The following is a 24,220-nucleotide window of genomic DNA, read 5'->3' on the forward strand; positions in this document are numbered from 1 at the left end:
CGTTGCGGACAAGCGCGACACGGCGCGCCGCGGCGCTTGCCAGCGCGCCCGCTTCGGTCCAAGGCGCGGGGGAGCCGGGCCGACGAGCCCGGAGGGAGGATGCGCCCCGCCGATGAGCGAACTCGAGACCCGCACGATCCGCCGCGTCAGCCGACGCCTGATCCCGTTCCTGATCGTCTGCTACTTCGTGGCCTACCTGGATCGGGTGAACGTCGGCTTCGCGTCGCTCACGATGAACCGCGACCTCGGCATCTCGGCCACCGCCTACGGGCTCGGGGCGGGCCTGTTCTTCCTCACCTACTTCATCTTCGAGGTGCCCTCGAACCTGTTCCTGGAGCGGTTCGGGGCGCGGCGCTGGATCGCCCGCATCATGCTGAGCTGGGGCCTGATCTCGGGCGGCATGGCCTTCGTGGGCGGCGAGACCAGCTTCTACATCATGCGCCTGCTGCTCGGCGCGGCGGAGGCCGGGTTCTTTCCGGGCATCATCTTCTACCTCACCCTGTGGTTCCCGGCCGCCTACCGGGCCCGGATCGTCAGCGCCTTCATGGTGGCGATCCCGCTGTCGAGCCTGATCGGCGCGCCGGTCTCGGGCGCGCTGCTCGAACTCGACGGGCTCCTCGGCTTCAAGGGCTGGCAGTGGCTCTACATCATCGAGGCGGTGCCGGCGATCGTGCTCTCGGTCGCGACCTTCCTGTACCTCACGGACCGGCCGTCCGAGGCGCGGTGGCTGCCGGCCGAGGAGCGCGCCTGGCTCGAGGCGCGCATGCGCGAGGAGGCCGCGCGCGGCCCCACCGCCCACCGGCCGCTCACCCGCGAGATCTTCGATCCCCGCGTGATCGCGATCGCGTTCATCTATTTCGGGGCGGTGGCGCTCCTCTACGCCTTCGGCTTCTTCCTGCCGCAGATCGTCAAGGCCTTCGGCCTCTCGAACCTGCAGACCGGCTTCGTCACGCTGATCCCCTACATCGCGGGCACGGTCGGGATGATCTGGTGGGGCCGGCGCTCCGACGCCCGGCGGGAGCGCCACTTCCACCTCGTGGCGGCGCTCGCCTGCGCCTCGCTGGGCACGATCGGCGCCGCCCTGGTGACCGATCCGGTGCTCAAGATGGTGCTGTTCTCGGGCGCCGCCTTCGGCATCTTCGCGGCCCTGCCGGTGGTGTGGACGCTGCCGACCGAGGCGCTCTCCGGGGCGGCGGCGGCCGGCGCCATCGCGGTGGTGAACTCGATCGGCAACCTCTCGGGCTTCGTCGCGCCCTACGTGGTGGGCGCGATCAAGGACCGCACCGGCGACTTCACCGGCGGGCTGCTGGTCATCTCGGCAGCGGGCCTCGTCGGCATCCTGCTCGTGCTCTGGTTGCGCAACGCGCGGGCCCGCCACGCGGTGCCGGCGGCCGAATAGAGGAGCGGCGCCCGCGGCCGGATGACGCCGCAGCGCAGCAAAAAACCGGCGGGCGGGGCCGCGTCACGCTGGCGCGCAGATTAGAAGCGTGGCAGAGAGCGGCCGCGCGGGCGACGCCCGGTCGCATTGCACGCGCCGTGGGCCTGGTGCTTCGGTCCGCCGGACCGAGGGGCCTCCTCGGAGCCAGCCCTAGGAATGTGGTCCATGCGTGGCGCCCCGCGCCCGCGCGGATCCTCGCCCTTCACGATTCTCGGGAGAGCCGGAACTTGGCCACCACCGTCGCCCCCTCTGACGCCGCCCATCCGCACGGGTCGACCCGCCGGGACTTCCTCTTCCTCGCCACCGGGGCGGGCGCCGTGGTCGGTGCGGCCGCCCTGGTCTGGCCCTTCGTCTCCTCGATGGCCCCGGACGCCGAGACCATCGCGGCCGGCGCGCCGATCGAGGTCGACCTCTCGCCGATCAGCGAGGGCCAGATCATCAACGTGTTCTGGCGCGGCAAGCTGATCTTCGTGCGCCGCCTCTCCGCCAAGGAGATCGAGGACATGAAGGCGGTCAAGATGGGCGACCTGATCGACCCGGCGCCCTACTACGCCCGGGTCAAGGAGGGTCACGACCAGTGGCTCGTGAGCTACGGCAACTGCACCCACCTGGGCTGCGTGCCGATCGGCCACCAGGGCAATTTCGAGGGCTGGGCCTGCCCCTGCCACGGCTCGCAGTTCGACGCGGTCGGCCGGGTGCGGCGCGGGCCGGCGCCGATCAACCTGCCGATCCCGCCCTACGCCTTCCAGGGCGACACCAAGGTGCGGATCGGCGAGGGCGCGGCGGCCTGACGCGGCGGACGCGGCCGACCGGCCGCGCATGTGTTGAGAGTGCCGCATCGTCGGCGGCGGACCCCCGGTCCCGCGGACGATGCCCGGAAACCAAGAAGCGGGCTGTCCCCATGAGCGCACACGCCACGACTTACGTGCCCAAGAGCCGCTTAGCCAAGTGGTTCGAGGCGCGGCTGCCGATCGTCGGCCTCGTCCATTCCTCCTTCGTCGCCTTCCCGGTCCCCCGCAACCTGAACTACTTCTGGACGTTCGGGGCGATCCTGATCGTGATGCTGGCCTCCCAGATCCTCACCGGGGTCTGGCTGGCCATGCACTACCAGCCCTCGGCCAACGAGGCCTTCAATTCCGTCGAGCACATCATGCGCGACGTGAATTTCGGCTGGCTGCTGCGCTACATGCACGCCAACGGCGCCTCGATGTTCTTCATCGCGGTCTACGTGCACATGTTCCGCAACCTCTATTACGGGTCCTATAAGGCCCCGCGCGAGGTGCTCTACATCCTGGGCGTGATCATCTACCTGTTGATGATGGCGACCGCCTTCCTCGGCTACACGCTGCCCTGGGGCCAGATGTCGTTCTGGGGCGCGACCGTGATCACCAACATCCTGGCGGCGATCCCGATCGTCGGCGACACCATCCAGAGCCTGCTCTGGGGCGGCTACTCGGTCGGCAACCCGACCATCAACCGCTTCTTCTCGCTGCACTACCTGCTGCCGTTCATGATCGCCGGCGTCGTCGTCCTGCACGTCTGGGCGCTGCACGTCACGGGCCAGAACAACCCGACCGGCATCCCGATCAAGAGCGGCAAGGACGCGGTCCCGTTCACGCCCTACGCGACGATCAAGGACGTGTTCGCGGTCGTGGTGTTCTTCATCTTCTTCGCCTACTGGATCTTCCTGCAGCCGAACTACCTCGGCCACGCGGACAACTACATCCCGGCGAATCCGGGCGTGACCCCCGCGCATATCGTGCCCGAATGGTACTTCCTGCCGTTCTACGCCATCCTGCGCGCGGTGCCGGACAAGCTCGGCGGCGTGATCCTGATGTTCGGCGCGGTGATCATCCTGGCCTTCGCGCCCTGGCTCGACACCTCGCGGGTCCGCTCCTCGAACTACCGGCCGATCTACCGGCAGTTCTTCTGGGTGTTCATCTTCTGCTGCTTCCTGCTGGGCTGGCTCGGCGCGAAGCCGCCGGAGGGGGGCTACGTGATCGCGGCCCGCATCGCCACGGTCTACTACTTCGCCCACTTCCTGATCGTGATGCCGCTGGTCGGCCTGTTCGAGACGCCCAGGCCCCTCCCGGGCTCGATCCTGGAGAGCGTCACGGGCCCGGGCAAGCAGGTGGGGGCCTCCGGCATGCCGGCCGGCGCCGCCGCCGCCCCGCCGACCAAGGGCTGACGGGCCGATCGCGGGCCGCCCCCGAGGCGGCCCGCCCCTGAACCACACTGGCCGATGACGACGCCGCAAGGGGCATCGAGGGCAAGGGACATCGAGGGAATGATCAGAACACGCGCTCTCGTGGCAGCCGCGCTCGCCGCGATCCTGTCCGGCACCGCCGCCCTCGCGGAGGAGCACGGCAGCCTTCCCCCGCGCGAGAAGTGGACCTTCTCGGGCGTGTTCGGCACCTTCGACCAGGCGCAGCTGCAGCGCGGCTATCAGGTCTACCGCGAGGTCTGCTCGAACTGCCACAGCATGAACTACGTCCGCTTCCGCAACCTCGCGGAGGAGGGCGGGCCGGACTTCACGGAGGCGCAGGTCAAGGCGCTCGCCGCGGAGTACAAGGTCAAGGACGGCCCGAACGACCAGGGCGAGATGTTCGAGCGGCCCGGCCGCCCCGCCGACAAGCTGCCGGCGCCGTTCCCGAACGAGCAGGCCGCCGCGGTCGCCAATGGCGGCAAGGCGCCGCCCGACCTGTCGCTGATGGCCAAGGCCCGCACCTTCAGCCGCGGCGGGCTGTGGTTCCTGATCGATTGGCTGCCCTTCGTCGGCTACACCGAGCAGGGGCCCGACTACATCCACGCGCTCCTCAACGGCTACGAGGAGACCCCGCCCCACGGCGTGCAGGTGCCGGACGGCGGCCACTACAACAAGTATTACCCGGGCAACATCATCGCGATGCCCAAGCCGCTCAGCGACGGCCAGATCACCTACGCCAAGGGCGCGGACGGCAAGCCGGTGGTGCCCGAGACGGTCGATCAGTACTCGCGCGACGTCATCGCCTACCTGATGTGGACGGCCGAGCCCCACCTGATCGCCCGCAAGCAGCTCGGCCTGCGCGCCATCCTGTTCCTGCTGGTCCTCGCCGGCCTCTTCTACTACGTGAAGAAGAAGGTGTGGGCCGATGTCGGCGGCGAGACGCACGGCCTGCAGCCCGAGCTGCACAAGGCGGGCTGATCCCGGCGGTCGCGTCTCATGACCGTCGGTTCCGTTCTCGAAGGGCCGCCACGCCTTCGGCCTGGCGTCGACCCTTCGAGACGGTCGGCGGCCCGATGCGTCCGCATCCTGGGCCGTTGGGATGAGGCGCGGCACGCTCCTTGAAGAGGCCCCGCGAGGGGCCTCTTCTCGTTTGGGCAGGTTTCGGGAGACGACGATGGCGAAGGCGGTGCTCGGGGTGATCGGCGGGTCCGGGGTCTACGACCTGCCGGGACTGGAGGATCTGCGCGAGGAGCGGATCGCCTCGCCCTGGGGCGACCCCTCGGACGCGCTGCGGATCGGGCGGATCGGCGCGACCCCGGTGGTGTTCCTAGCCCGGCACGGGCGCGGCCACCGGCTGTCGCCCTCCGGCATCAATTACCGGGCGAACATCGACGTGCTGAAGCGGGCGGGCGTCACCGACCTCGTCTCGCTCTCGGCCTGCGGCTCGTTCAAGCAGGAGCTCTATCCGGGCCTGTTCGTGCTCGTCGACCAGTTCGTGGACCGCACCCACGGCCGGGCCTCGTCCTTCTTCGGCGACGGCTGCGTCGCCCACGTCTCGATGGCCCATCCGGTCGGGCCGGGCCTGCAGGCCCGCATCCTGGAGGCGGCGCACGCGGAGGAGATCCCGGTGCGCAGCAACGGCACCTACGTCTGCATGGAGGGGCCGCAATTCTCCACCTACGCCGAGTCGATCACCTACAAGAGCCTGGGCTACGACGTGATCGGCATGACCAACATGCCGGAGGCCAAGCTCGCCCGCGAGGCCGAGATCACCTACGCGACCATCGCGATGGTGACGGATTTCGACTGCTGGCATCAGGAGCACGACGCGGTCGAGGTCTCGGCGGTGATCGCCGTCGCGCGGGCGAACGCCGCCAAGGCGGCGCGCCTCGTGAGCCGGCTCGCCCGCGACTTCCCCGCCGAGCACGAGCCCTGCCCGGTGCGCTCGGACCGCGCCCTCGACGGGGCCCTGCTCACCCCGCCCGAGCACCGGGACCCGGCGCTCGTCGCCAAGCTCGACGCCGTGGCGGGCCGCGTGCTCGGGGGCTGATATGGGATCCGCTCTGATCAAGCGGATCCCGGATCCCGAGCCCGCGCGGCGCCTGAGCGCGGCGCCTGAGCGAGGCCGACATCCGCATGGCCGAAATCGGAGATGGCGAAGCCATCAGCCGGATGTCACGTGAGCGGACCGGCCCGAGGCGGCTCCGCTCCGTCCCCCGCCGCTCCGGCGACCGGGGCCGGACTCTCCGCTGGCTTTCCGCCGGGCTGCCCGGTTAAAAGGCAGCCGGCTCTCATTCCGATCACGCGATGACCGACACCTCCTCCCGGACCGGCCGGGTCAGCCGGCGGACCGCCGAGACCGACGTGACCGTCGCCCTCGACCTCGACGGCAGCGGCCGCGCCTCGGTCGCGACCGGCATCGGCTTCCTCGACCACATGCTGGAGCTGTTCGCCCGGCACGCCCTGTTCGACCTCGACGTCGCGGTGACGGGCGACCTGCACGTCGACCAGCACCACACGACGGAGGATGCGGGCATCGCCCTCGGCCAGGCCTTCGCGCAGGCCCTCGGCAGCAAGCGCGGCATCCGGCGCTACGCCGACCTGCACCTGCCGATGGACGAGACGCTGACCCGCGTCGCCGTGGACATCTCGGGCCGGCCCTTCCTGGTATTCCGCACCCACTTCGCGCGCGAGAAGATTGGCGGCTTCGACACCGAACTGGTGCGCGAGTGGTTCCAGGCCTTCGCGATGAATGCCGGGATCACGCTCCACGTGGAGACGCTCTACGGCGAGAATCAGCACCACATCGCCGAGAGCTGCTACAAGGGGCTGGCACGCGCCCTGCGTCAGGCGGTGTCCGTCGACCCTCGGGAAGGGGACCGGGTCCCGTCGACGAAGGGCTCGCTCTGACGGGCGCCCGCTTGCGGCGCCGGGAGCCCGAGAGAGCAGGCCTGGAGAGCACGATGTCCACCTACACGCTGCACCTGCCCGACGAGGTCGATCCCGGGGCGCCGGACGCGCTCGACCGCGCCAAGCTGGTGCCCGACCGCTTCATCTGGTCGGCCTTCGCCTTCACGGCCCTGTGGTTCTTCTGGCACCGGCTCTGGCTCGCGGGGCTGCTGGTGCTGGTGGCCGAGGTGGCGGTGTGGGGCGCGGGCCTCGCCCTCAACCTGTCCCCGCCGGCGGGCTTCCTGGTCACGCTGCTCCTCTCGGTGCTGATCGGCTACGAGGCGCCCTCCCTGCGCCGCTGGACCTACGAGCGGCGCGGCAGCCCGGCCCGGGACGCGGTGACGGCGGCGGATTCGACCGAGGCGGAGGTGAAGCTGGTCGGCCGCTGGCTCACCCGCCACGCCGCCCCGGCGGCGGCGGTGCCCCCGCGGGTGCCGCCCTTCGCCAAGACCGGGAGCCCGGCGCTCGGCCTCTTCCCCGAGGCGGATGCGCGGCGGTGACGCCCCTGCGAGGAGAGACCCGCGTGAGCACCGGCACGGTCGCCATCATCGATTACGGCTCGGGCAACCTGCACTCCGCCGCCAAGGCCTTCGAGCGGGCGGCGCGGGAGGCGGGCCTCGACGATGCGCGCATCACCGTGACCTCCGACCCGGAGGTGGTGGCCGGGGCCGAGCGGGTGGTGCTGCCGGGCGTCGGCGCCTTCGCGGATTGCCGCCGCGGCCTCGACGCGGTGCCGGGCCTCGTCGCGGCCATGACGGAGGCGGCGCAGGAGCGCGGGCGGCCCTTCCTGGGGATCTGCGTCGGCATGCAGCTCCTCGCCTCGCGGGGCCTCGAATACGAGACCACCGAGGGCCTGGGCTGGGTGCCCGGCGACGTGGCGCCGATCCGCCCGGCCGATCCGAGCCTCAAGGTGCCGCACATGGGCTGGAACACCCTGCGGGCCCACCGGGCGACGCCGCTCCTCGACGGCATCCCGACCGGGGAGGGCGGGCTCCACGCCTATTTCGTGCACAGCTACGCGCTGACTCCCCGCGAGCCCGGCGACGTCGTCGCGACCAGCGACTACGGCGGGCCGGTGACGGCGATCGTCTCGCGCGGGAACGTGGCGGGCACGCAGTTCCACCCCGAGAAGAGCCAGCGGCTCGGCCTCGCGCTGATCGCCAATTTCCTGCGCTGGCGGCCCTGAGGACCGCCCCTTCCCCCTTTCAGCCCCGCGGTGACGCACGTGATCCTGTTTCCGGCCATCGATCTCAAGGAGGGGCGCTGCGTCCGCCTCGTGCAGGGCGACATGGCCCAGGCGATCGTGTTCAGCGACGATCCGGCCGCGCAGGCAGCGACCTTCGCGGCCCAGGGCTTCTCCTGGCTGCACGTGGTCGATCTCGACGGGGCGTTCGCGGGCGCGCCGATGAACGCCGCGGCGGTGGACGCCATCCTGGCGGCGGTCGCGATCCCGGTCCAGCTCGGCGGCGGCATCCGGGAGATGCGCACGGTCGAGGGCTGGCTCGGCAAGGGCGTCAGCCGCGTCATCATCGGCACCGCGGCGGTGCGCGACCCGGCCTTCGTGCGCGAGGCGGCGCGCCGCTTCCCGGGGAAGATCGCGGTCGGCATCGACGCGAAGGACGGCAAGGTCGCGGTCGAGGGCTGGGCCAAGACCTCGACGGTCACCGCCGACGAGCTCGGCCGCCGCTTCGAGGATGCGGGCGTCGCCGCCATCATCTACACGGACATCGCGCGCGACGGGGTGCTCAAGGGGCTCAACATCCCGATGACGCTGGCGCTCGCGCAGGCCGTGAGCATCCCGGTCATCGCCTCGGGCGGGCTCGCCTCGATCGCCGACATCCACCGGCTGCTGGAGCCCGATTGCGCCCTGCTCGCCGGCGCGATCACCGGGCGGGCCCTCTACGACGGCCGCATCGACCCGCGCGAGGCGCTCGCCGCCATCCGGCGGGCCGAGCAGGCGCGCGGGGCCGGGGCGTGATAGCCTTGAACGGGGGGCCGCCGGGCCCCTCCTCACGCGGGATCGCGGGACGCCGCCTCCCCTGGATCGAGTGACGAGAGCGTGCTCAAGACCCGCGTCATCCCCTGCCTCGACGTCAAGGACGGCCGCGTCGTCAAGGGCGTCCAGTTCCTTGCGCTGCGCGACGCCGGCGACCCGGTCGAGGCCGCCAAGGCCTACGACGCGGCGGGCGCGGACGAGCTCTGCTTCCTCGACATCACGGCGAGCCACGAGGCGCGCGGCATCCTCCTCGACGTCGTGCAGCGCACGGCGGAGGCCTGCTTCATGCCGCTCACGGTCGGGGGCGGGGTGCGCAGCGTGGAGGACATCCGCGCGCTGCTGCTCGCGGGCGCCGACAAGGTCTCGATCAACACCGCGGCGGTGAACAACCCCGACTTCGTTGCGGAGGCGGCGGAGAAGTTCGGCAACCAGTGCATCGTGGTGGCGATCGACGCCAAGCGCGTCTCCGGCCCCGGCGAGGCGCCGCGCTGGGAGATCTTCACGCATGGCGGGCGGCGCGCCACCGGCCTCGACGCGATCGCCTTCGCCCGCACCGTGACGGCGCGGGGCGCGGGGGAGCTCCTCGTCACCTCGATGGACCGGGACGGGATGCGCTCCGGCTACGATCTCGGCCTGACCCGGGCCATCGCCGACGCGGTGAGCGTGCCGGTGATCGCCTCGGGGGGCGTCGGCGGGCTCGACGACCTCGTGGCCGGGGTGGCGGAGGGCCATGCCAGCGCGGTGCTGGCGGCCTCGATCTTCCATTTCGGCGAGGCGACGGTGGCGCAGGCCAAGGCCCACATGGCGGCGGCGGGGCTGGCGATGCGGCTCGACCCTTAAGGCGGAGATGCGCGGGGCCATGCCGCCGAGGGTCTCGGTCCGGCATCGTCCCCGGCGCCGGGCCGGCGAGGATCGCGGCGCACGAGGCCGGGGCGGGAGCGCGGTGAAGGGGATTTCGAGCGGCCGCGCTTGACCAGCGATCAGCCAGGACACAAGGCTCAATCGCCTGGCCGGTTCCGGCCGGGCCCCGACGCGACGGACCCGATGACCGCCTTCAGCCTCGCCGACCTCGACAGGATCGTCCGCAGCCGCGCCGCGGCCTCTCCGGACCAGTCCTACACGGCCAAGCTCGTCGCGGCCGGGCCGGCGAAACCGGCCAAGAAGCTCGGCGAGGAGGCAGTCGAGGCCGCGATCGCGGCCGTGCAGGGGGACCGCGCCGGACTCGTGTCGGAAGCCGCCGACGTGCTCTATCATCTGCTGGTGGTGCTCGTCGGGAGCGGCGTCGCGCTGGAGGACGTGATGGCGGAGCTGGAGCGGCGCACGGCCCAGGGCGGGCTCGCCGAGAAGGCGTCGCGGGGGCGGCCGTGAACGAGCGGGCGGCGGCCCCGAGCGCCCCGCAGGCGCAGCTCGCCGCGCGCCTCGACGAGGCCACCGACCACCTCTCGCCCTACCGGGTCTTCTCGCGGGACGAGTGGGCGCGGCTGCGCGCCGACACGCCGCTGACCCTCACGGCCGAGGAGGTGCTGCGGCTGCAATCCCTCAACGATCCCATCTCCCTCGAGGAGGTGATCGCCATCTACCTGCCGCTCTCGCGGCTGCTCTCCCTCTACGTCGCGGCGACGCAGGGGCTGTTCAAGGCGACGCAGCGCTTCCTCCTCGCCGAGCGCGAGGTGAAGGTGCCCTACATCATCGGCGTCGCCGGCTCGGTGGCGGTCGGCAAGTCGACCACGGCCCGGGTGCTGAAGGCGCTGCTGGCGCGCTGGCCGAACACCCCGAAGGTCGACCTCGTCACCACGGACGGGTTCCTGCTCCCGAACGCGGAACTCGCCCGGCTCGGCCTGATGGAGCGCAAGGGGTTCCCGGAGAGCTACGACACGCCGACGCTGCTGCGCTTCCTCGCCGACATCAAGGCCGGCAAGCGCCACGTGGCGGCGCCGCTCTACTCCCACCTCGTCTACGACGTGGTGCCGGGCGAGAGCACGGTGGTGGACCGGCCGGACATCCTGATCGTCGAGGGGCTCAACGTGCTGCAGCCGGCGCGGCTGCCGCGCGACGGCACCGCGATCCCCTTCGTGTCGGATTATTTCGACTTCTCGGTCTACCTGGACGCGCACGAGGACGACCTGCACCGCTGGTACGTCAACCGCTTCCTGCGCCTGCGCCACACCGCCTTCCGCGACCCGCTCTCCTACTTCCGCAAATACGCCGAGGTGAGCGAGGAGGAGGCGATCGCCATCGCGGACGGGCTGTGGTCGCGCATCAATCTGCCGAACCTGCGCGACAACATCGTGCCGACCCGCCAGCGGGCGAGCCTGATCCTCGCCAAGGGCGCGAGCCACCGCATCGAGAGCGTGGCCCTGCGGCGGCTCTGAGCATCCTTCGCCGAAGGGACCCGCTCGGCGGCAGGAACCACGCGGGAGCAGGGATCCGGGCAGCATCGCGCGACGCAGGTCCGCTCGAGGCGGCAGGCCGCGCCGCGATCCGTTCGCCGGCCTGGCACCCGGTTGCAGCGCTCACGCCGTTTCGATCATCGCTTGCAAGCACCGGCCGACCCATAACCTAGCGTCCTGGCCTAGTCCCTCGCGCTGAAGTGCGGTATCGGCCCGCCGCTCCACTGGGGCATGAGCGGCCCGTAACCGCTCGTTAACCGAATGGCGCGTAGGTGAGCGGGTGACGTCATCGCCGGAGCCGCGCCCGACCCATGCAGCAGCCCCCCATCCGCGACGAGGACGACCCGCGGGTGGCCGGTGGTGACACGGGCGAGGACCGCCTCGTCGCCGATCTCGGACGGCTGGCGACGCTCGCGCGCACCAGCCTGCGCGTCCCGGTCGCGATCCTGACCCGGCCCGCGGCGCCGCCCGTGGTCGCGGCGGGACGCGATCCCGCGGCGGGATGCGATCCCGCGGCGGGATGCGAGCCGGGCGAGGCGGGCGCGCTCGCGGAGGCGCTCGCCGGGTGGGTCGCGCGGGCAGGCGACCTCCTCGTCGTGCCGGACCTGCGCGCGGCGGCGCCCGCGGAGGAGGCCCGCCGGGCGGCGGGCTGGCGCTTCTATGCCGGCAGCCCGGTCGCCGGGCCGGAGGGCCCGGCCGTGCTGGCCCTGCTCGGGCGCCGGCCGCGCCGGCTGAGCCCGGCCGAGGGCGACCAGCTCCGGGCCCTGGCGGCCCTCGCCGAAGGGGTGCTCGCGCGGCACGCCGAGGCCCGCCGCGCCGCGCGCGAGCGCGATGCCGCCGCGGCGGCGCTGCGCCGGCTCGGCGCCGAGATGGCGGAGCGGCAGAGCCTGTTCGACCGCGCCTGTCACTCCGCCAAGATCGGCGTCTGGTCCTGCGACCTCGCCACCGGGGCTTTGTCCTGGACCGACACGGTCTACGACCTGTTCGAGTTGCCGCGCGGCAGCCCGATCCTCCGGGAGGAGATCGCCCGGCTCTACGCCCCGGACTCCTTCGCCGCCATGGAAGCCGCGCGGGCGCGGGCGATCCGCGAGCGCGGCACCTTCGTGCTCGACGCCGAGATCGTGACCGCCTGCGGCAACCGGCGCTGGATGCGCCTCACCGGCAATGTCGAGTGCGACGGCGTCCGGCCGCTGCGCCTCTTCGGGACCAAGCAGGACATCACGGCCGAGCACACGCTCTGGGAGCGGACGCGCTTCCTCGCCGAGACCGACGTGCTGACTGGGCTCGCCAATCGCAGCGTGTTCCAGGCGCGGCTCTCGGCCCTGGACGGGCCGCAGGCGCGGGAGCGGGGGCCCGGCGCCCTGCTGCTCGTCGATCTCGACGGGTTCAAGCCGGTCAACGACACGTTCGGCCACGCGGCCGGGGATGCCTGCCTGGTCGAGGTCGCGGCGCGGCTGCGCGCCCTCTGCCGCGAGGCCGACCTCGTGGCGCGGATCGGCGGCGACGAGTTCGCCATCCTGATCGGCCCCTCGGGCGGGCCGGCGGCGGCCGAGCGGGTCGCCGCGCGGGTGCTGCGGGCGCTCGCCGCGCCGATGGCGCCGGGCGGGCAGGTGTTCCAGCTCGGCGCCTCGGTCGGGATCGCGCTCGCGGATGGCTGCGGCAGCGCCGACCTGTTCATCCGCGCCGACCTCGCCCTCTACGCCGCCAAGGCCGCGGGCAAGAACACCTTCCGGTGCTTCACCCCCGACCTGCGCAGCTCGGGCGAGAAGCAGGCCGCCGCCGCCGCGGAGGCCGCCGCCGCCCTCGGCGCGGAGCGGATCGAGATCCGCTTCCAGCCGCGGCTGCGCCTCGCGGATGGCGGCCTCGTCGGCTTCGAGGCCGTCCCCAGGCTCGCGGGACCGAGCGGGCAGGATCCCCTCGCGGCCGCGGCCTCGGAGCCCGCCGTGACGGCCCGGATCGCCGCCTGGATCACGGAGCGCAGCCTCCGGCAAGCCGGGCACTGGACGGCGGCGCGCCTCGCCGGCCGGCGCTTGGCGCTGCGGGCCTGCGCGCCGCAGCTGCGCGAGCCGGGCTTCGCGGAGGATCTCGCGGCGCGCATCCAGCGCCACGGCCTCACCCCGGAGATGATCGAGGTCGAGGTGACCGAGGCCCTGTTCGTCCAGCCCGATCCCGGGCCGATGCGGGCCGCCCTGGCGCAGCTGCGCGCGCGGCGCGTCCGCATCGTCCTCGACGCCTCGGCGAGCATCGCGGGCGTGCTCGGCCGCCTGCGCAGCGACCCGGTCGACGCGGTGAAGCTCGACCGCGCGCTGGTGGGCCGCTTCCTGGCCTCGCCCCTCGACCGGGCCGTGCTCGACGCGATCCTGCGCTTCTGCGCCGGCCTCGCGATCGAGGTCATCGCGGACGGCATCGAGACCGAGGCCCAGCACGAGGGCCTGCTCGCCCTCGGCTGCCCGGTCGGGCAGGGGCCGCGCTTCGCCGCGCCGCTGGCGCCCGAGGCCGCGGAGGCGTGGCTCGCCCCGGACACGCGCAGCCACCGGGTCGCGTGAGCCGCCGGAGGTCCCGGCGCCTCGTCGCCGGCGGCCCGTCGCGCGGCGAGGGGCCGGCTTGTCATACGACATCCGGTTGATGGCTTCGCCCTCTCCCATTTCGGCCATGCGGATGTCGGCGTCGCTCAGGCGCCGCGCTCAGGCACCGCGCAGGCTTGGGATCCGGGATCCGCTTCGGCCAGGCTCTCCCCTGGAGCGGACATCAGCTCATCGCGGCGTCGGGCGTCGACGCCCAGTTTCGCTGCAGTGCGGATTTGAGCGCCGCGTCGATAGGCTTCTCGATGAGACGCCAGATGACAATGCTGCCGCAAATCACCGTGAGCACGGCGACGGTGTACAGGATCGGGATGTGCCCGGATCCGACCTGAGGACCTAACCTCCGCCACACCTGCACGACTGCTGCAAGAACGAACATGTGGGAGAGATACATTGTATAGGACACGTCGCCCATGAGTTTGAGAAAATTGAACGACCTCCAAGAGATGCATGCGGCAGCGAATACCAGGGCTGCGGCGACGAGGCCAAAGCGCAGGACGCGGTAGGCCGGATCCACGATGGGCAGGGAGATGATGAGCGCGCACGCCAGAACGAACACCGCGCACGCGACGGGCTGGCTCCGAATCGTCCAGCGCCGCCAGACCGACGCGGCGATCATTCCGAAGCAGAACTCGAGGACGATCGGGTCCGTATAGAACCCCAGCGGCCCCGGCGCATCGTTCAGGATACCCACCAGCGCCAGTGCCCCAAGTGCCGCGACAACGATCGTCACCACGCGGCCCTGCCGCCGAGCACCGCAAGCAATCGCGACCGCGAATAAGGAGTAGAAAAACATTTCGTAGTTGAGTGTCCAACCCGTTGGCAAGAGAGGAAGGAATAAATTCGGCGCGACAGGGCTTGTCATCGGAAAGAAAAACAGAGATGCGAGAAGATGATCAAGATTCACAAACGACGATTTCACTGATTGTCCAAGATGCGGGACAAATACGATTATCGATACCATCGACAAAGTTGCAAGCCAGTACAGCGGAACAATTCTAATTATTCTACGAACGAAGAACTCGCGCCCGGTCAGCGCCGAGCCGCCATTTGTTGAGTGATACATCACAAATCCGCTGATCACGAAGAAGACGTCAACGCCGGCCTGCAAGCTCTCCAGCGCTTTATATCCCTCGTAGATATGAGCTAATTGAAGTTCGATATGAAAAAATACGACCGATAAAGCGGACATTCCTCTAAGGTACTGAATGCCAATAATTTCTTTCGGCATGAACACCCCCCACGCAGTTGATTTTTTTCTAAAGGCCGAGTTTGTCAGCAAAGACCGACTTGATGCCGCTGCACAGATCCGTCAAGCGGGAAGTGGGCCGGCACTTGGCTTGAGGGCGCGACGGGTGCCGGCGGCTTCCACGAGACGCGGGCACGCCGTCGTCCACTGCCCCGCACTGCCCTTCGAAGATCCCGCGTCACGGCGCGAAGGGTGCACGAAGCGAGCTGCCTCGCTTCCCGATGGCGTCGGAGGTCCCGAGATGGCCGACCCGCGTGAGCAACGGTCACTCGCCTCCACGGTCACCACGGCGGCTGACATCGGGATCGCGGCGATCGCCAGAGATCGCGCTGAACCCGGACCGGGTGTCGGCCGCAGTGACCCTGGGCATGCGCTTCCCACCCTCAGCAGCCCGTCACAGGGTCAAGGCGACCGGCCGCCTCGGGACCTGGCGGCGCGCCGCGACGCGCTACGACCGATCGGCCTGCGCCCATCGCGCCGCTGGTCTCGTCGCCTGGACCGGAACGGTGAGCCACTTGGTCGAGCATCGGGCGGACGAGAGCAACCAAGTGCAGCGCCGCGAGAGCGGACTTCGCTCAGATCGGAGCCCGACGCCTGCTCCAGGTCTCTGATCTCAGCCCAGCTTCTACGCTGAACCGGCATCCCCTTCGGCGGGACATGCGCTAGAGCATTTTCCGACGAAGGGGATGCCGGTTCGTCGCGGACAATGCGGCAGGATCAAAGATCGAGAGCGGCACCCGATTGCAACGTGATCGGGTGCCGCCCTAGAGGTGCCGCAACCCGAAATCCTCCAGCAGCGGAAGCAGGTTGTCGCGCGCGCGGATGCGGTGCGCGCGGGCGTGCCGGTGCGCGCCGGCCGCGTCCGCCGCGCGAATGGCCGCGATGATGGAGCGGTGCTCGGCCACGGAGGCGTCGAGCTCCTGCCGGAGCCGGAGCGTCAGCATCCGCGCGCGATGGGACTGGTCGTTGACGGTCTGCATGATCCGGATCAGGCGCCCGTTGCCGGCCCGCTCGACGAGCGTCCGGTGGAAGCCCTCGTCCGCGGCGCCCCAGGCCGGGAGATCGCCGCAGGCTTGCGCCGCCGCCATCGCGTCCGTGTGGGCCGCGAGTTCGCCCGCGGCGCGCATCCGCTCGGCCTCCGGCAGGCGGGCCACCAGCTCGGCCGCCTGGCCTTCGAGGGCGATGATCACGTCGTAGATCTCGCGCATGTCCTCCGGCGCGACGGCGCAGATCAGGATGCCGCGGCGCGGCAGCACCCGCACCAGCCCGTCCTCCTGGAGGCGGATCGCGGCCTCGTGCACCGGGGTCCGGCTCATGCCGAGCCGCAGCGCGATCTCCTGCTCGGAGGCTTGGTAGCCGGGGGCGAATTCGGAATTCCGGATCGCCCGCTTCATGGCCGCGTAAGCATCATCGACGAGCGAGGGACGCTTCTCGCCCTCCGCGTCCCGTGCCGCCCTCGACCGCGCCATCCCCGCCCTCCCGTCACGCCCCGCCGACTTACCAGCTTCCGCGCAAGTTTCCCAGCTTCCATGCAAGTTGCAACGGAAGGGTTGACGCTCCTTCCCCGCGCTGCCATACGCCATGCGAGCTTGCATGGAAGCTGGCACGAAAGCTGGCGCGCGGTGCAGGCGCCCTCACGGAGGAAACGATGGACGCCTCGCTCGAGCAGGCCACCATGCGCAAGGTCGCGTGGCGCCTGGTCCCATTCATTTGCCTTCTCTACTTCATCGCCTTCATCGACCGCGTGAACATCGGTTTCGCCGCGCTGACGATGAACAAGGACCTTGGCTTCTCGTCGGCCGTTTTCGGCTTCGGGGCCGGCGTGTTCTTCCTCGGATATTTCCTGTTCGAGGTGCCCTCGAACATCATCCTCGAGCGGGTCGGCGCGCGGCTGTGGATCGCCCGCGTGATGATCACCTGGGGCATCACCTCCGCGGCTTTCGCCTTCATCAAGGGCGAGTGGAGCTTCTACGTCCTGCGGTTCCTGCTCGGGGTGGCGGAGGCGGGGTTCTTTCCCGGCATCATCCTCTACCTGAGCTACTGGTTCCCGGCGCGCTACCGGGCGGGGGTCGTCTCGCTGTTCATGGCCGCGGCCCCGCTCTCGGTGGTCCTGGGCTCGCCGATCTCCAGCGCGCTGCTCGAGATGGAGGGGATCATGGGCCTCCACGGCTGGCAGTGGATGTTCATCCTGGAGGCGATCCCGGCCGTGCTGCTCGGCATCGCGGTGCTGTTCTACCTGACGGACCGGCCCGAGAAGGCGACGTGGCTCGCCGAGGAGCAGCGGGCGTGGCTGGTGGCCGAGATGAACGAGGAACACGCGCGCAAGGGGCCGACCGCCAAGCACGGCCTCGTGAGCGGCCTCGCCGATCCGCGCGTGCTGGCGCTGGCGCTCGTCTATTTCGGCACTTCGGCCGGCCTCTACACGCTCGGCATCTGGGCGCCGCAGATCATCAAGAGCTTCGGCCTGTCCACGATGACGGTCGGCCTGCTCAACGCCGTGCCGCCGACGGTCGCGGTGGCGGCGATGATCCTGTGGGCGCGCCATTCCGACAGGACGCGCGAGCGCACCTGGCACGTGGTCATCGCCTGCCTGGTCGCGGCCGCGGGCCTGATGCTCGCCGGCGGCGCCTCCTCGGTCGCGGCGGTGGTCGCCGCCCTCAGCCTGGTCAATATCGGCATCAGCGCGGCCAAGCCGCCGCTCTGGGCGATGCCGACGATGTTCCTGTCCGGCTCGGCCGCGGCGGTGGGCATCGCCACGATCAACTCGATCGGCAACCTCGGCGGCTTCGCGGGTCCCTGGGTGATCGGCTGGATCAAGGACCGGACGGGCAGCTTCACCGGCGGCCTGATCTTCGTGGCCGCGCTCCTCGTCCTCTCCGCGATCCTCACCCTCGTCGTCGCCCGCGCGGGGCGGCGCTCCGCGCCCGCGGGCGCCGTCGCGCGCTGAAACCCTCCCCTCGCTCTCACGGAGACCCTTCATGAAGACCTACACCATCGCCGCCATCCCCGCCGACGGCATCGGCGTCGAGGTCATCGCCGCCGGCATCGAGGTGCTGGAGGCGCTGGCCGAGAAGTCCGGCAGCTTCAAGTTCAGGTTCGATCACTTCGACTGGGGTTCGGACTACTACAAGAAGCACGGCGTGATGATGCCCGCGGACGGCCGCGAGCAGATCAGGAACCACGACGCGATCTTCTTCGGGGCGGTGGGCGCGCCGGACGTGCCCGACCACATCACCCTGTGGGGCCTGCGGCTCGCGATCTGCCAGCCTTTCGACCAGTACGCCAACGTGCGCCCGACCCGCATCCTGCCGGGCATCACCAGCCCGCTGCGCCACGTGAGCGGCCCGGAGCTCGACTGGGTGATCGTGCGCGAGAATTCCGAGGGCGAGTACGCGGGCGTCGGCGGGCGCGTGCACCAGGGCCACCCGGAGGAGGTCGCCACCGACGTCTCGATGATGACGCGCGCGGGCGTCGACCGCATCATCCGCTTCGCCTTCAGGCTGGCGCAGAGCCGTCCGCGCAAGCTCCTCACCGTGGTGACGAAGTCGAACGCGCAGCGCCACGCCATGGTGATGTGGGACGAGATCGCCGCCGAGGTGGCCAAGGACTTCCCGGACGTGACCTGGGACAAGATGCTGGTCGACGCCATGACCATGCGCATGGTGATGAAGCCGGCCACCCTCGACACGATCGTGGCGACGAACCTGCACGCCGACATCCTGTCGGACCTCGCCGCCGCGCTCGCCGGCTCGCTCGGCATCGCGCCGACCGCGAACATCAACCCGGAGCGCAAGTTCCCGTCGATGTTCGAGCCGATCCACGGCTCGGCCTTCGACATCACCGGCAAGGGCATCGCCAACCCGATCGCGACCTTCTGGACCGCCGTGCAGATGCTGGAGCACCTGGGCGAGCCGGCCGCGGCGGCGCGCCTGATGCGGGCGGTGGAGCGCGTGACCGCGGATCCGAACCTGCACACGCCCGACCTCGGCGGCAAGGCCACCACGCGCCAGGTCACCGACGCCGTGATCGCCGCCGTCCAGGGCGACAACGAGTGAGGTGAGCTCGCGGCCGCGCCCGGGGATCTCCCGGGGCGGCCGTTCGCGGCCGCCGCGGATCCGCGCGCGCCGGCGACCGGACGGTCCCGACGCCCCGACCCCGACCAACCTGAGCGATGTCCGCGCCGTCCTGATCGTCCCAAGCCCCAGCAGAGGCGGCCCGCACAGGGCCGAGAGCCCATGCGCCGTCACCGCCGTGCCAAGATCGTCGCCACCGTCGGCCCCGCGAGTTCCGCCCCGGACCGGCTGAAGGCCCTGTTCCTCGCGGGCGTCGACACGTTCCGCCTCAACTTCAGCCACGGCCTGCAGGAGGACCACGCCAAGGTCCACGCCGCGATCCGCGCCCTGGAGCGGGAGGTCGGCCGCCCGATCGGCATCCTGCAGGACCTGCAGGGACCCAAGATCCGGATCGGCACGGTCAGGGACGGCCGGCTCGACCTCGCGGCGGGTGAGACCGTGCGCTTCGTGCTGGAGGGCGGCGAGGGCGACAAGCAGGCCATCCCGCTGCGCCACCCGGAGATCTTCGCCGCGGCCGCGCCGGGCCAGGACCTGCTGATCGACGACGGCCGGGTGCGGGTGCGCGTCGTCGGCCTCGGGTCCGACACGCTCACCGCGGAGGTGATCACCGGCGGAGCGATCTCCAACCGCAAGGGCGTGAACCTGCCGGGCACCCTGCTCGACCTCTCCCCGCTCACCGAGAAGGACCGGGCGGACCTCGCCTTCGGGCTCGACCTCGGCGTCGATTGGGTGGCTTTGTCCTTCGTGCAGAAGCCCTCGGACGTGGTGGAGGCGCGCGCCCTGATCGGGGACCGCGCCGGCATCATGGCGAAGATCGAGAAGCCGCAGGCGCTGGAGCGGATCGAGGACATCATCCGGCTGTCGGACGCCGTGATGGTCGCCCGCGGCGACCTGGGCGTCGAGATCCCGCACGAGGACGTGCCCGGGCGCCAGAAGGAGCTGATCCGGGCCTGCCGGCTCGCGGTCAAGCCCGTCGTCGTGGCGACCCAGATGCTCGACTCGATGGTGGCCGCCCCCGCTCCGACCCGGGCGGAGGCTTCGGACGTGGCGACCGCCATCTACGACGGCGCGGATGCGGTCATGCTCTCGGCCGAGTCGGCCACGGGCCGGTACCCGGTCGAGGCGGTCGGGATGATGGACCGCATCATCCGGAGCGTGGAAGGGCACAAGCTCTACCGCTCGATCGTCGCCGCCTCGGATCCGGGCGAGGAGGAGACGCCGCCCCACGCGGTCGCGACCGCCACGGCCACGCTCGCCGAGGCGGTCCACGCCCGGGTGATCGTGACCTACACGACGAGCGGGACGACCGCGGCGCGCGTCGCCCGCAAGCGGCCGGCCGTGCCGATCCTGGCGCTGACCCCGAACCTCGCGACGGCGCGGCGGCTCTGCCTGATGTGGGGCGCGCACAGCGTCCACACGGAGGACGTGGATTCCTACGAGGAGATGACGTCCAAGGCCGCGCGCGCCGCCGAGCAGGAAGACTTCGCCCGGCGCGCCGACCTCATCGTCGCGACGGCCGGCATTCCCTTCCACACGGCGGGCAACACCAACAACATCCGCGTCATCCAACTCTGACGCGCCTTCCGATCGGGCGGCCCGGTCGGAAGCGCCGAAGGCGCGCGCCGGGCCGGTCGCGTTCAGACCTCGCCGAGGTCGCGGGCGTGCCGGACCGCGAGGTGCGTGAGTTCGGTGTGCGACCCGAGGTCGAAGCGCCGGCGCAGGGCCGCGCAGGCATTGGTCACCGTCTTGTAGCTCACCGACAGGTCGGCGGCGATCGCCGCGCGGGTGCGCCCCTCGGCGAGCAGGGCGAGGATGCGCCGCTCGCGCGGGCTGAGCTGCTGCAGAGGGCTGCGGGCGGGATCCCGGCGCAGCAACGCCACCTCGGCGGCCAGGGAGGGGTCGAGGTAGGGCCGCCCGGCCCGGACCCGGTCGACGGCCCGGAGCAGCTCGGCGGCGGGCGCGTCCTTGAGCACGTAGCCGAGGGCGCCGCTCTCCAGCGCCTGCGCGATCACGGCCGGGTCGGCGTGCATGCTGAAGACGAGGCAGCGGGTGGGCAGGCGGCGCCCGGCCACGCGCCGCAGGAGCGCGAGGCCGGCGAGCGGCGCGCCCGCGAAGGCGAGGTCGACCAGCGCCACCGCGGGCCGGTGGCGCAGGACGGCGCGGTAGCCCTGCGCGAGGCAGGCGGCGACCCGCACCTCCGCGCCGCCATCCTCCAGCAGCCGGCGGCAGCCCTGCAGCACGATCGGGTGGTCGTCGATGACCAGGATGCCGCTCATGCGGGCAGCGTCTCCGGCGCGGGCGAGGTCTCCGGCTCGACCGGGATCGCGGCGAGGAGGAGCGTCCCGGCTCCCTCCGGGGCGGGGCCGAGAACGAGCGTGCCGCCCAGGGCCTCGACGCGCTCGCGCATGCCCGGCAGGCCGCGCCCGGCCCCGGGCGCCGCGGGCAGGCCGACCCCGTCATCCGCCACGCGGACCCGCAGGATCCCGTCCGCCTCGTCGGCCGCGGCGGTGACGCGCCGGCCCCGCGCGTGGCGCAGGGCGTTGGTGACGCCCTCCTGGACGCAGCGATAGACCGTGAGATCGACGAGGTCGCCGTAGCTGCGGCGCAGGCCGGGAAAGCGGCCCTCGATGCGGATGCCGGGATTGTGCCGCGCGAGGTCGCGCAGCAACAGGTCGAGGCAGGCCTCCAGCGGCGCCTGCCCGAGCCCGGCCGGCCGCAGGCGGCTCAGCAGCGCCCGGTTGATGACCTGGACCCGCTTGACGATGCCGGCGATGTCGTCGGTGCGCTGCTGCAGGCGGCCGCGGGCCGGCTCGTCGAGGGTCGCGGCGATCCGGGCGATCGAGGCGGAATTCGCCTCCAGGGCGAACAGGCAGGGTCCGAACTCGTCGTGCAGTTCGAGGGCGGTGCGCCGGCGCTCGTCGTCCTGCGCGGTGAGCAATTCGCGGTTGAGCCGGCGGTTCGCCGCCCGGGCGCCCTCGAGCGCCTCGGCGAGCCGGTTGAAGCGGGCGGCGATCACGGCGAGTTCCGGCGTGTCGGGGCGGTCGAGGCGGGGGCTGTAATCGCGCTGCTCCAGGCGGGTGAGCCCCTCGGCGACCCGCTCCAGCGGTCGCAGCAGCCGCCCGAAGGCGACGAACAGGGTCGCCAGCATGGCGAGGCTGAGCGCCGCGCCGGTGAGGCCGAGCGCCACCGCGTAGCCCCAGACCTCGTCGATCTCGTCCGAGGGCTCGGTGGTGACGAGGGCGGTGCCGACCGGCTGCCCCCGCACCACGAGCGGCACCGCGTGGCGCAGGACCGGCGGCGCGATCAGGCGCGCGAACCAGCGCGGCGCCCTGCGCCGGCCCTCGGGCGTCGGCGGCGGGCCGTCCCCGACCACCGCGCCGCCGGCGTCGAGGAGGCGCACCCGCACGTGGCGCAGGGTCTCGAACCGGGCGGCCAGGACCCGGAACACGCCCGCCACGGGCAGGTCGGGCATCATCTGCAGGGTCTCGGCGACGAGCGGCTCGACCACCGCGATCGAGGCGGCAGTCTCGACCTGCGTCGCCGTGCGCGCCTTGAGGATGATCACCGCACCCGAGACCGCCGCCGCGACGAGGTTGATGACGACGACCACCCCCATCAGTCGGGCGCGCATCGGCCGACCGGACCACAGGGCCGGGACGCGCAGGCGCCGGGGCTGCGGCGGAAGGGTCGCCTCGGAGAGCATGCCGGATGATACGGTACGGCGCGGGGCGCGGCCAGGGGCGCTCCGACCCGGCCGGGCCGCCTCAGGCCACGCGCGCCGCCCTCACCAGGTCACGCGCATGCCGCCGTAGACCGAGAGCGGCTGCAGCAGGGTCGTGCTGCGCGGGTCGGTCAGCGCGTAGCGGTTCGCGAAGGCCGCGCTCGGCTCGATGAACGTCCCGAAATTCGCCACCCGCGTGTTGGTCAGGTTCGTCACCAGACCGAACAGCTGCACCTCCCGCGACACTTGATAGCTCGTCGTCAGGTTCACCAGCGCGTAGGGTGCCAGCTTCCGGTTCAGGTTCGACTCGTCACCCCGGAAAAACGACGACGAGAACGCCGCCACGTTCATCCCGAGCCGCCACTCCGGCGTCACCGCGACCTCGAACCCCGCCTTGATCTGGTGCTCGGGCACCAGCGGAACCTTGTTGCCCGGACGCACCCGGATCAGCCCGTCCCCGCTCGCCAGGGGGTTGTTGGGCGACGACAACTCGCCTTGGAACTGGAAGGTCGCGTCGATCAGCGCGTAGTTGGCATAGAGGCTCACCCGCTCCGCCGCGTACTCCGCCGCCACCTCCACACCCTGGCGCCGGGTCGCCGGCACGTTCACGTAGTAGCCCCGGGCCGCGTTGCCCGGCACCGCTACCTGCAGGATGTCGTGGGTCAGGTCGGTGCGGAACAAACCGAGCTTGTAGCTCAGCAGCCCGCCCTCGTAGAAGTCCGGCACCGCGCCGCGCAGGCCCGCCTCGTAGGTCTGGGCCTCGACCTGCTTGAGCGGCGGGTCGGCGACCAGCGAGTTGGGCAGCAGGCAGGGCCGGTTCGGGTTGGCGCAGGCGAGTTCGAGCGGGGTCGGGGCGCGGTTGGACTCGGAGTAGCCGCCGTAGAGGCTGAGCCAGGGCGCGACCCTGTAGGTCAGGCCGGCGACCGGGTTGACGCGGGTGTAGTAGCGGGTGCCGGTGACGTCGGGCGAGAAGCCGGTCAGGTCCCGGGTCGCGATGCGGGCGAAGTTCAGGCGGGCGCCGGCGGTGAGCGAGAGTTGCTCGGTGAGGTCGAAAGTGTCGAGGGCGTAGAGGCCCATGGAGAGGTTGGAGCCGATCACGCTGCTGGGAGCGATGCCGAGGGCGGCGGCGGTGCGCAGGGGCCCGGTGCCGAGGCCCGGGACGAGCCCGTAGGTGAGGTTGAGCGGGTTGGTGGTGACGCTCAGATCCGGGTTGATGAGGCCGAGCAGGCTGGCGGACTTGAAGCTGTAATCGGCGACGTCGATGCTGCCGCCGAGGATGAAGGTGTTGCCGTGATCGAGGAGGCGGTCGCGGTTGGTGGCCTGGAGCGAGCCGCCCCAGCCGGTCGCCTCGGTCTTGACCGTGTCGAGGGTGGCGCAGGGAATGCCCGCCCGGAACGGGATCGGCGCGTTGCCCGCGCCGAGCAGCAGGAACTGGTTGCGGAACTGGGCCTGGGTCTGGCCGGGCGCGGCGGTGAACCCGTCGTCCTGGTAGCAAAGGAAGCCGCGGAAATTGGAGCGGGTGCTGCAATTCTCGAAGTTGCCGTCGTTGCCGTCCACGTAGCGCTGGCTGAAGCGGCGCAGGTAGGCGTTGCCCGCCAGGTCCCAGCCCGGCGTCA

At 71.4% G+C, this 24,220-nt stretch carries 21 protein-coding genes; 16 read left to right on the forward strand and 5 right to left on the reverse strand.

The window, feature by feature from the left end:
* Positions 1-112 precede the first annotated feature (112 nt).
* From MET2598_RS0128095 to MET2598_RS0128155, 13 genes are all read left to right on the forward strand, one after another.
* Complete coding sequence (locus MET2598_RS0128095; protein ID WP_018263132.1) at positions 113-1,399, forward strand: MFS transporter; 1,287 nt, start codon at positions 113-115, stop codon at positions 1,397-1,399.
* 266 nt (positions 1,400-1,665) lie between these two features.
* Positions 1,666-2,229: a ubiquinol-cytochrome c reductase iron-sulfur subunit gene (gene petA, locus MET2598_RS0128100; RefSeq protein WP_018263133.1), complete on the forward strand. Its 564-nt coding sequence runs from the start codon at positions 1,666-1,668 to the stop codon at positions 2,227-2,229.
* 110 nt (positions 2,230-2,339) lie between these two features.
* Positions 2,340-3,626, forward strand: coding sequence for a cytochrome b (locus MET2598_RS0128105; protein WP_018263134.1), 1,287 nt, complete (start codon positions 2,340-2,342; stop codon positions 3,624-3,626).
* Between the two features lie 99 nt (positions 3,627-3,725).
* On the forward strand, positions 3,726-4,622 hold the full coding sequence (locus MET2598_RS0128110; RefSeq protein ID WP_026190986.1) for a cytochrome c1: 897 nt from the start codon (positions 3,726-3,728) through the stop codon (positions 4,620-4,622).
* A gap of 196 nt (positions 4,623-4,818) precedes the next feature.
* On the forward strand, positions 4,819-5,694 hold the full coding sequence (locus MET2598_RS0128115; RefSeq protein WP_018263136.1) for an S-methyl-5'-thioadenosine phosphorylase: 876 nt from the start codon (positions 4,819-4,821) through the stop codon (positions 5,692-5,694).
* A 257-nt stretch (positions 5,695-5,951) separates the two neighbouring features.
* A complete protein-coding gene (hisB, locus tag MET2598_RS0128120) occupies positions 5,952-6,554 on the forward strand; it encodes an imidazoleglycerol-phosphate dehydratase HisB (RefSeq protein WP_012336413.1) in 603 nt (200 codons plus the stop codon).
* A 53-nt stretch (positions 6,555-6,607) separates the two neighbouring features.
* A complete protein-coding gene (locus MET2598_RS0128125; RefSeq protein ID WP_012336412.1) occupies positions 6,608-7,093 on the forward strand; it encodes a DUF2628 domain-containing protein in 486 nt (161 codons plus the stop codon).
* A 23-nt stretch (positions 7,094-7,116) separates the two neighbouring features.
* Positions 7,117-7,779 carry an imidazole glycerol phosphate synthase subunit HisH gene (gene hisH / locus MET2598_RS0128130; protein WP_012336411.1) on the forward strand — a complete coding sequence of 221 codons (663 nt, stop codon included), beginning with the start codon at positions 7,117-7,119 and terminating at the stop codon, positions 7,777-7,779.
* A gap of 30 nt (positions 7,780-7,809) precedes the next feature.
* Complete coding sequence (hisA, locus tag MET2598_RS0128135; protein WP_012336410.1) at positions 7,810-8,571, forward strand: 1-(5-phosphoribosyl)-5-[(5-phosphoribosylamino)methylideneamino]imidazole-4-carboxamide isomerase; 762 nt, start codon at positions 7,810-7,812, stop codon at positions 8,569-8,571.
* 81 nt (positions 8,572-8,652) lie between these two features.
* Positions 8,653-9,429 (forward strand): imidazole glycerol phosphate synthase subunit HisF, encoded by a 777-nt coding sequence (gene hisF, locus MET2598_RS0128140; RefSeq protein WP_018263137.1) that lies wholly within the window; start codon positions 8,653-8,655, stop codon positions 9,427-9,429.
* Positions 9,430-9,633: 204 nt separating this feature from the next.
* Positions 9,634-9,957 (forward strand): phosphoribosyl-ATP diphosphatase, encoded by a 324-nt coding sequence (locus MET2598_RS0128145; protein ID WP_012336408.1) that lies wholly within the window; start codon positions 9,634-9,636, stop codon positions 9,955-9,957.
* The gene (gene coaA / locus MET2598_RS0128150) at positions 9,954-10,961 is read left to right on the forward strand and encodes a type I pantothenate kinase (RefSeq protein ID WP_012336407.1); all 1,008 of its coding nucleotides are present in this window, start codon (positions 9,954-9,956) and stop codon (positions 10,959-10,961) included. Before MET2598_RS0128145 ends, coaA begins: the two co-directional genes overlap by 4 nt.
* Before the next feature lie 329 nt (positions 10,962-11,290).
* Positions 11,291-13,525, forward strand: coding sequence for a putative bifunctional diguanylate cyclase/phosphodiesterase (locus tag MET2598_RS0128155; protein WP_018263138.1), 2,235 nt, complete (start codon positions 11,291-11,293; stop codon positions 13,523-13,525).
* A 202-nt stretch (positions 13,526-13,727) separates the two neighbouring features.
* Here the strand turns inward: MET2598_RS0128155 and MET2598_RS39955 are convergent, their stop codons facing one another.
* Entirely contained in the window at positions 13,728-14,792 is a 1,065-nt protein-coding gene (locus MET2598_RS39955) for an acyltransferase family protein (protein ID WP_157182275.1), read from the reverse strand.
* A 782-nt stretch (positions 14,793-15,574) separates the two neighbouring features.
* Positions 15,575-16,279: a GntR family transcriptional regulator gene (locus MET2598_RS0128165; RefSeq protein ID WP_012336404.1), complete on the reverse strand. Its 705-nt coding sequence runs from the start codon at positions 16,277-16,279 to the stop codon at positions 15,575-15,577.
* Positions 16,280-16,458: 179 nt separating this feature from the next.
* On the opposite strand from MET2598_RS0128165, the gene MET2598_RS0128170 reads away from it, so the two are divergent.
* The 3 genes from MET2598_RS0128170 to pyk all read left to right on the forward strand — a co-directional run bounded on the left by MET2598_RS0128170 (position 16,459) and on the right by pyk (position 20,458).
* A complete protein-coding gene (locus tag MET2598_RS0128170) occupies positions 16,459-17,757 on the forward strand; it encodes an MFS transporter (protein ID WP_018263140.1) in 1,299 nt (432 codons plus the stop codon).
* Positions 17,758-17,788: 31 nt separating this feature from the next.
* The gene (locus MET2598_RS0128175) at positions 17,789-18,865 is read left to right on the forward strand and encodes a tartrate dehydrogenase (protein ID WP_018263141.1); all 1,077 of its coding nucleotides are present in this window, start codon (positions 17,789-17,791) and stop codon (positions 18,863-18,865) included.
* Positions 18,866-19,045: 180 nt separating this feature from the next.
* On the forward strand, positions 19,046-20,458 hold the full coding sequence (gene pyk / locus MET2598_RS0128180; RefSeq protein WP_012336401.1) for a pyruvate kinase: 1,413 nt from the start codon (positions 19,046-19,048) through the stop codon (positions 20,456-20,458).
* 62 nt (positions 20,459-20,520) lie between these two features.
* Here the strand turns inward: pyk and MET2598_RS0128185 are convergent, their stop codons facing one another.
* From MET2598_RS0128185 to MET2598_RS37515, 3 genes are all read right to left on the reverse strand, one after another.
* Complete coding sequence (locus tag MET2598_RS0128185) at positions 20,521-21,159, reverse strand: response regulator (protein WP_012336400.1); 639 nt, start codon at positions 21,157-21,159, stop codon at positions 20,521-20,523.
* Positions 21,156-22,586 (reverse strand): ATP-binding protein, encoded by a 1,431-nt coding sequence (locus MET2598_RS0128190; RefSeq protein ID WP_012336399.1) that lies wholly within the window; start codon positions 22,584-22,586, stop codon positions 21,156-21,158. Before MET2598_RS0128190 ends, MET2598_RS0128185 begins: the two co-directional genes overlap by 4 nt.
* Positions 22,587-22,667: 81 nt before the next feature.
* On the reverse strand, positions 22,668-24,220 hold a 1,553-nt coding region (locus MET2598_RS37515; protein WP_018263142.1), incomplete at its 5' end, for a TonB-dependent receptor.

Source organism: Methylobacterium sp. WSM2598 (genome assembly GCF_000379105.1).
Classification (GTDB): domain Bacteria; phylum Pseudomonadota; class Alphaproteobacteria; order Rhizobiales; family Beijerinckiaceae; genus Methylobacterium.

Excerpts from the sequence above, each read along its gene's own strand:
- MET2598_RS0128095 (WP_018263132.1), top strand. The coding sequence starts at position 113 with ATGAGCGAACTCGAGACCCGCACGATCCGCCGCGTCAGCCGACGCCTG.
- MET2598_RS0128105 (WP_018263134.1), top strand. The coding sequence starts at position 2,340 with ATGAGCGCACACGCCACGACTTACGTGCCCAAGAGCCGCTTAGCCAAG.
- MET2598_RS0128110 (WP_026190986.1), top strand. The coding sequence starts at position 3,726 with ATGATCAGAACACGCGCTCTCGTGGCAGCCGCGCTCGCCGCGATCCTG.
- MET2598_RS0128115 (WP_018263136.1), top strand. The coding sequence starts at position 4,819 with ATGGCGAAGGCGGTGCTCGGGGTGATCGGCGGGTCCGGGGTCTACGAC.
- hisB (WP_012336413.1), top strand. The coding sequence starts at position 5,952 with ATGACCGACACCTCCTCCCGGACCGGCCGGGTCAGCCGGCGGACCGCC.
- MET2598_RS0128125 (WP_012336412.1), top strand. The coding sequence starts at position 6,608 with ATGTCCACCTACACGCTGCACCTGCCCGACGAGGTCGATCCCGGGGCG.
- MET2598_RS0128145 (WP_012336408.1), top strand. The coding sequence starts at position 9,634 with ATGACCGCCTTCAGCCTCGCCGACCTCGACAGGATCGTCCGCAGCCGC.
- MET2598_RS0128155 (WP_018263138.1), top strand. The coding sequence starts at position 11,291 with ATGCAGCAGCCCCCCATCCGCGACGAGGACGACCCGCGGGTGGCCGGT.
- MET2598_RS39955 (WP_157182275.1), bottom strand. The coding sequence starts at position 14,792 with ATGCCGAAAGAAATTATTGGCATTCAGTACCTTAGAGGAATGTCCGCT.
- MET2598_RS0128165 (WP_012336404.1), bottom strand. The coding sequence starts at position 16,279 with ATGGCGCGGTCGAGGGCGGCACGGGACGCGGAGGGCGAGAAGCGTCCC.
- MET2598_RS0128170 (WP_018263140.1), top strand. The coding sequence starts at position 16,459 with ATGGACGCCTCGCTCGAGCAGGCCACCATGCGCAAGGTCGCGTGGCGC.
- MET2598_RS0128175 (WP_018263141.1), top strand. The coding sequence starts at position 17,789 with ATGAAGACCTACACCATCGCCGCCATCCCCGCCGACGGCATCGGCGTC.
- pyk (WP_012336401.1), top strand. The coding sequence starts at position 19,046 with ATGCGCCGTCACCGCCGTGCCAAGATCGTCGCCACCGTCGGCCCCGCG.
- MET2598_RS0128185 (WP_012336400.1), bottom strand. The coding sequence starts at position 21,159 with ATGAGCGGCATCCTGGTCATCGACGACCACCCGATCGTGCTGCAGGGC.
- MET2598_RS0128190 (WP_012336399.1), bottom strand. The coding sequence starts at position 22,586 with ATGCTCTCCGAGGCGACCCTTCCGCCGCAGCCCCGGCGCCTGCGCGTC.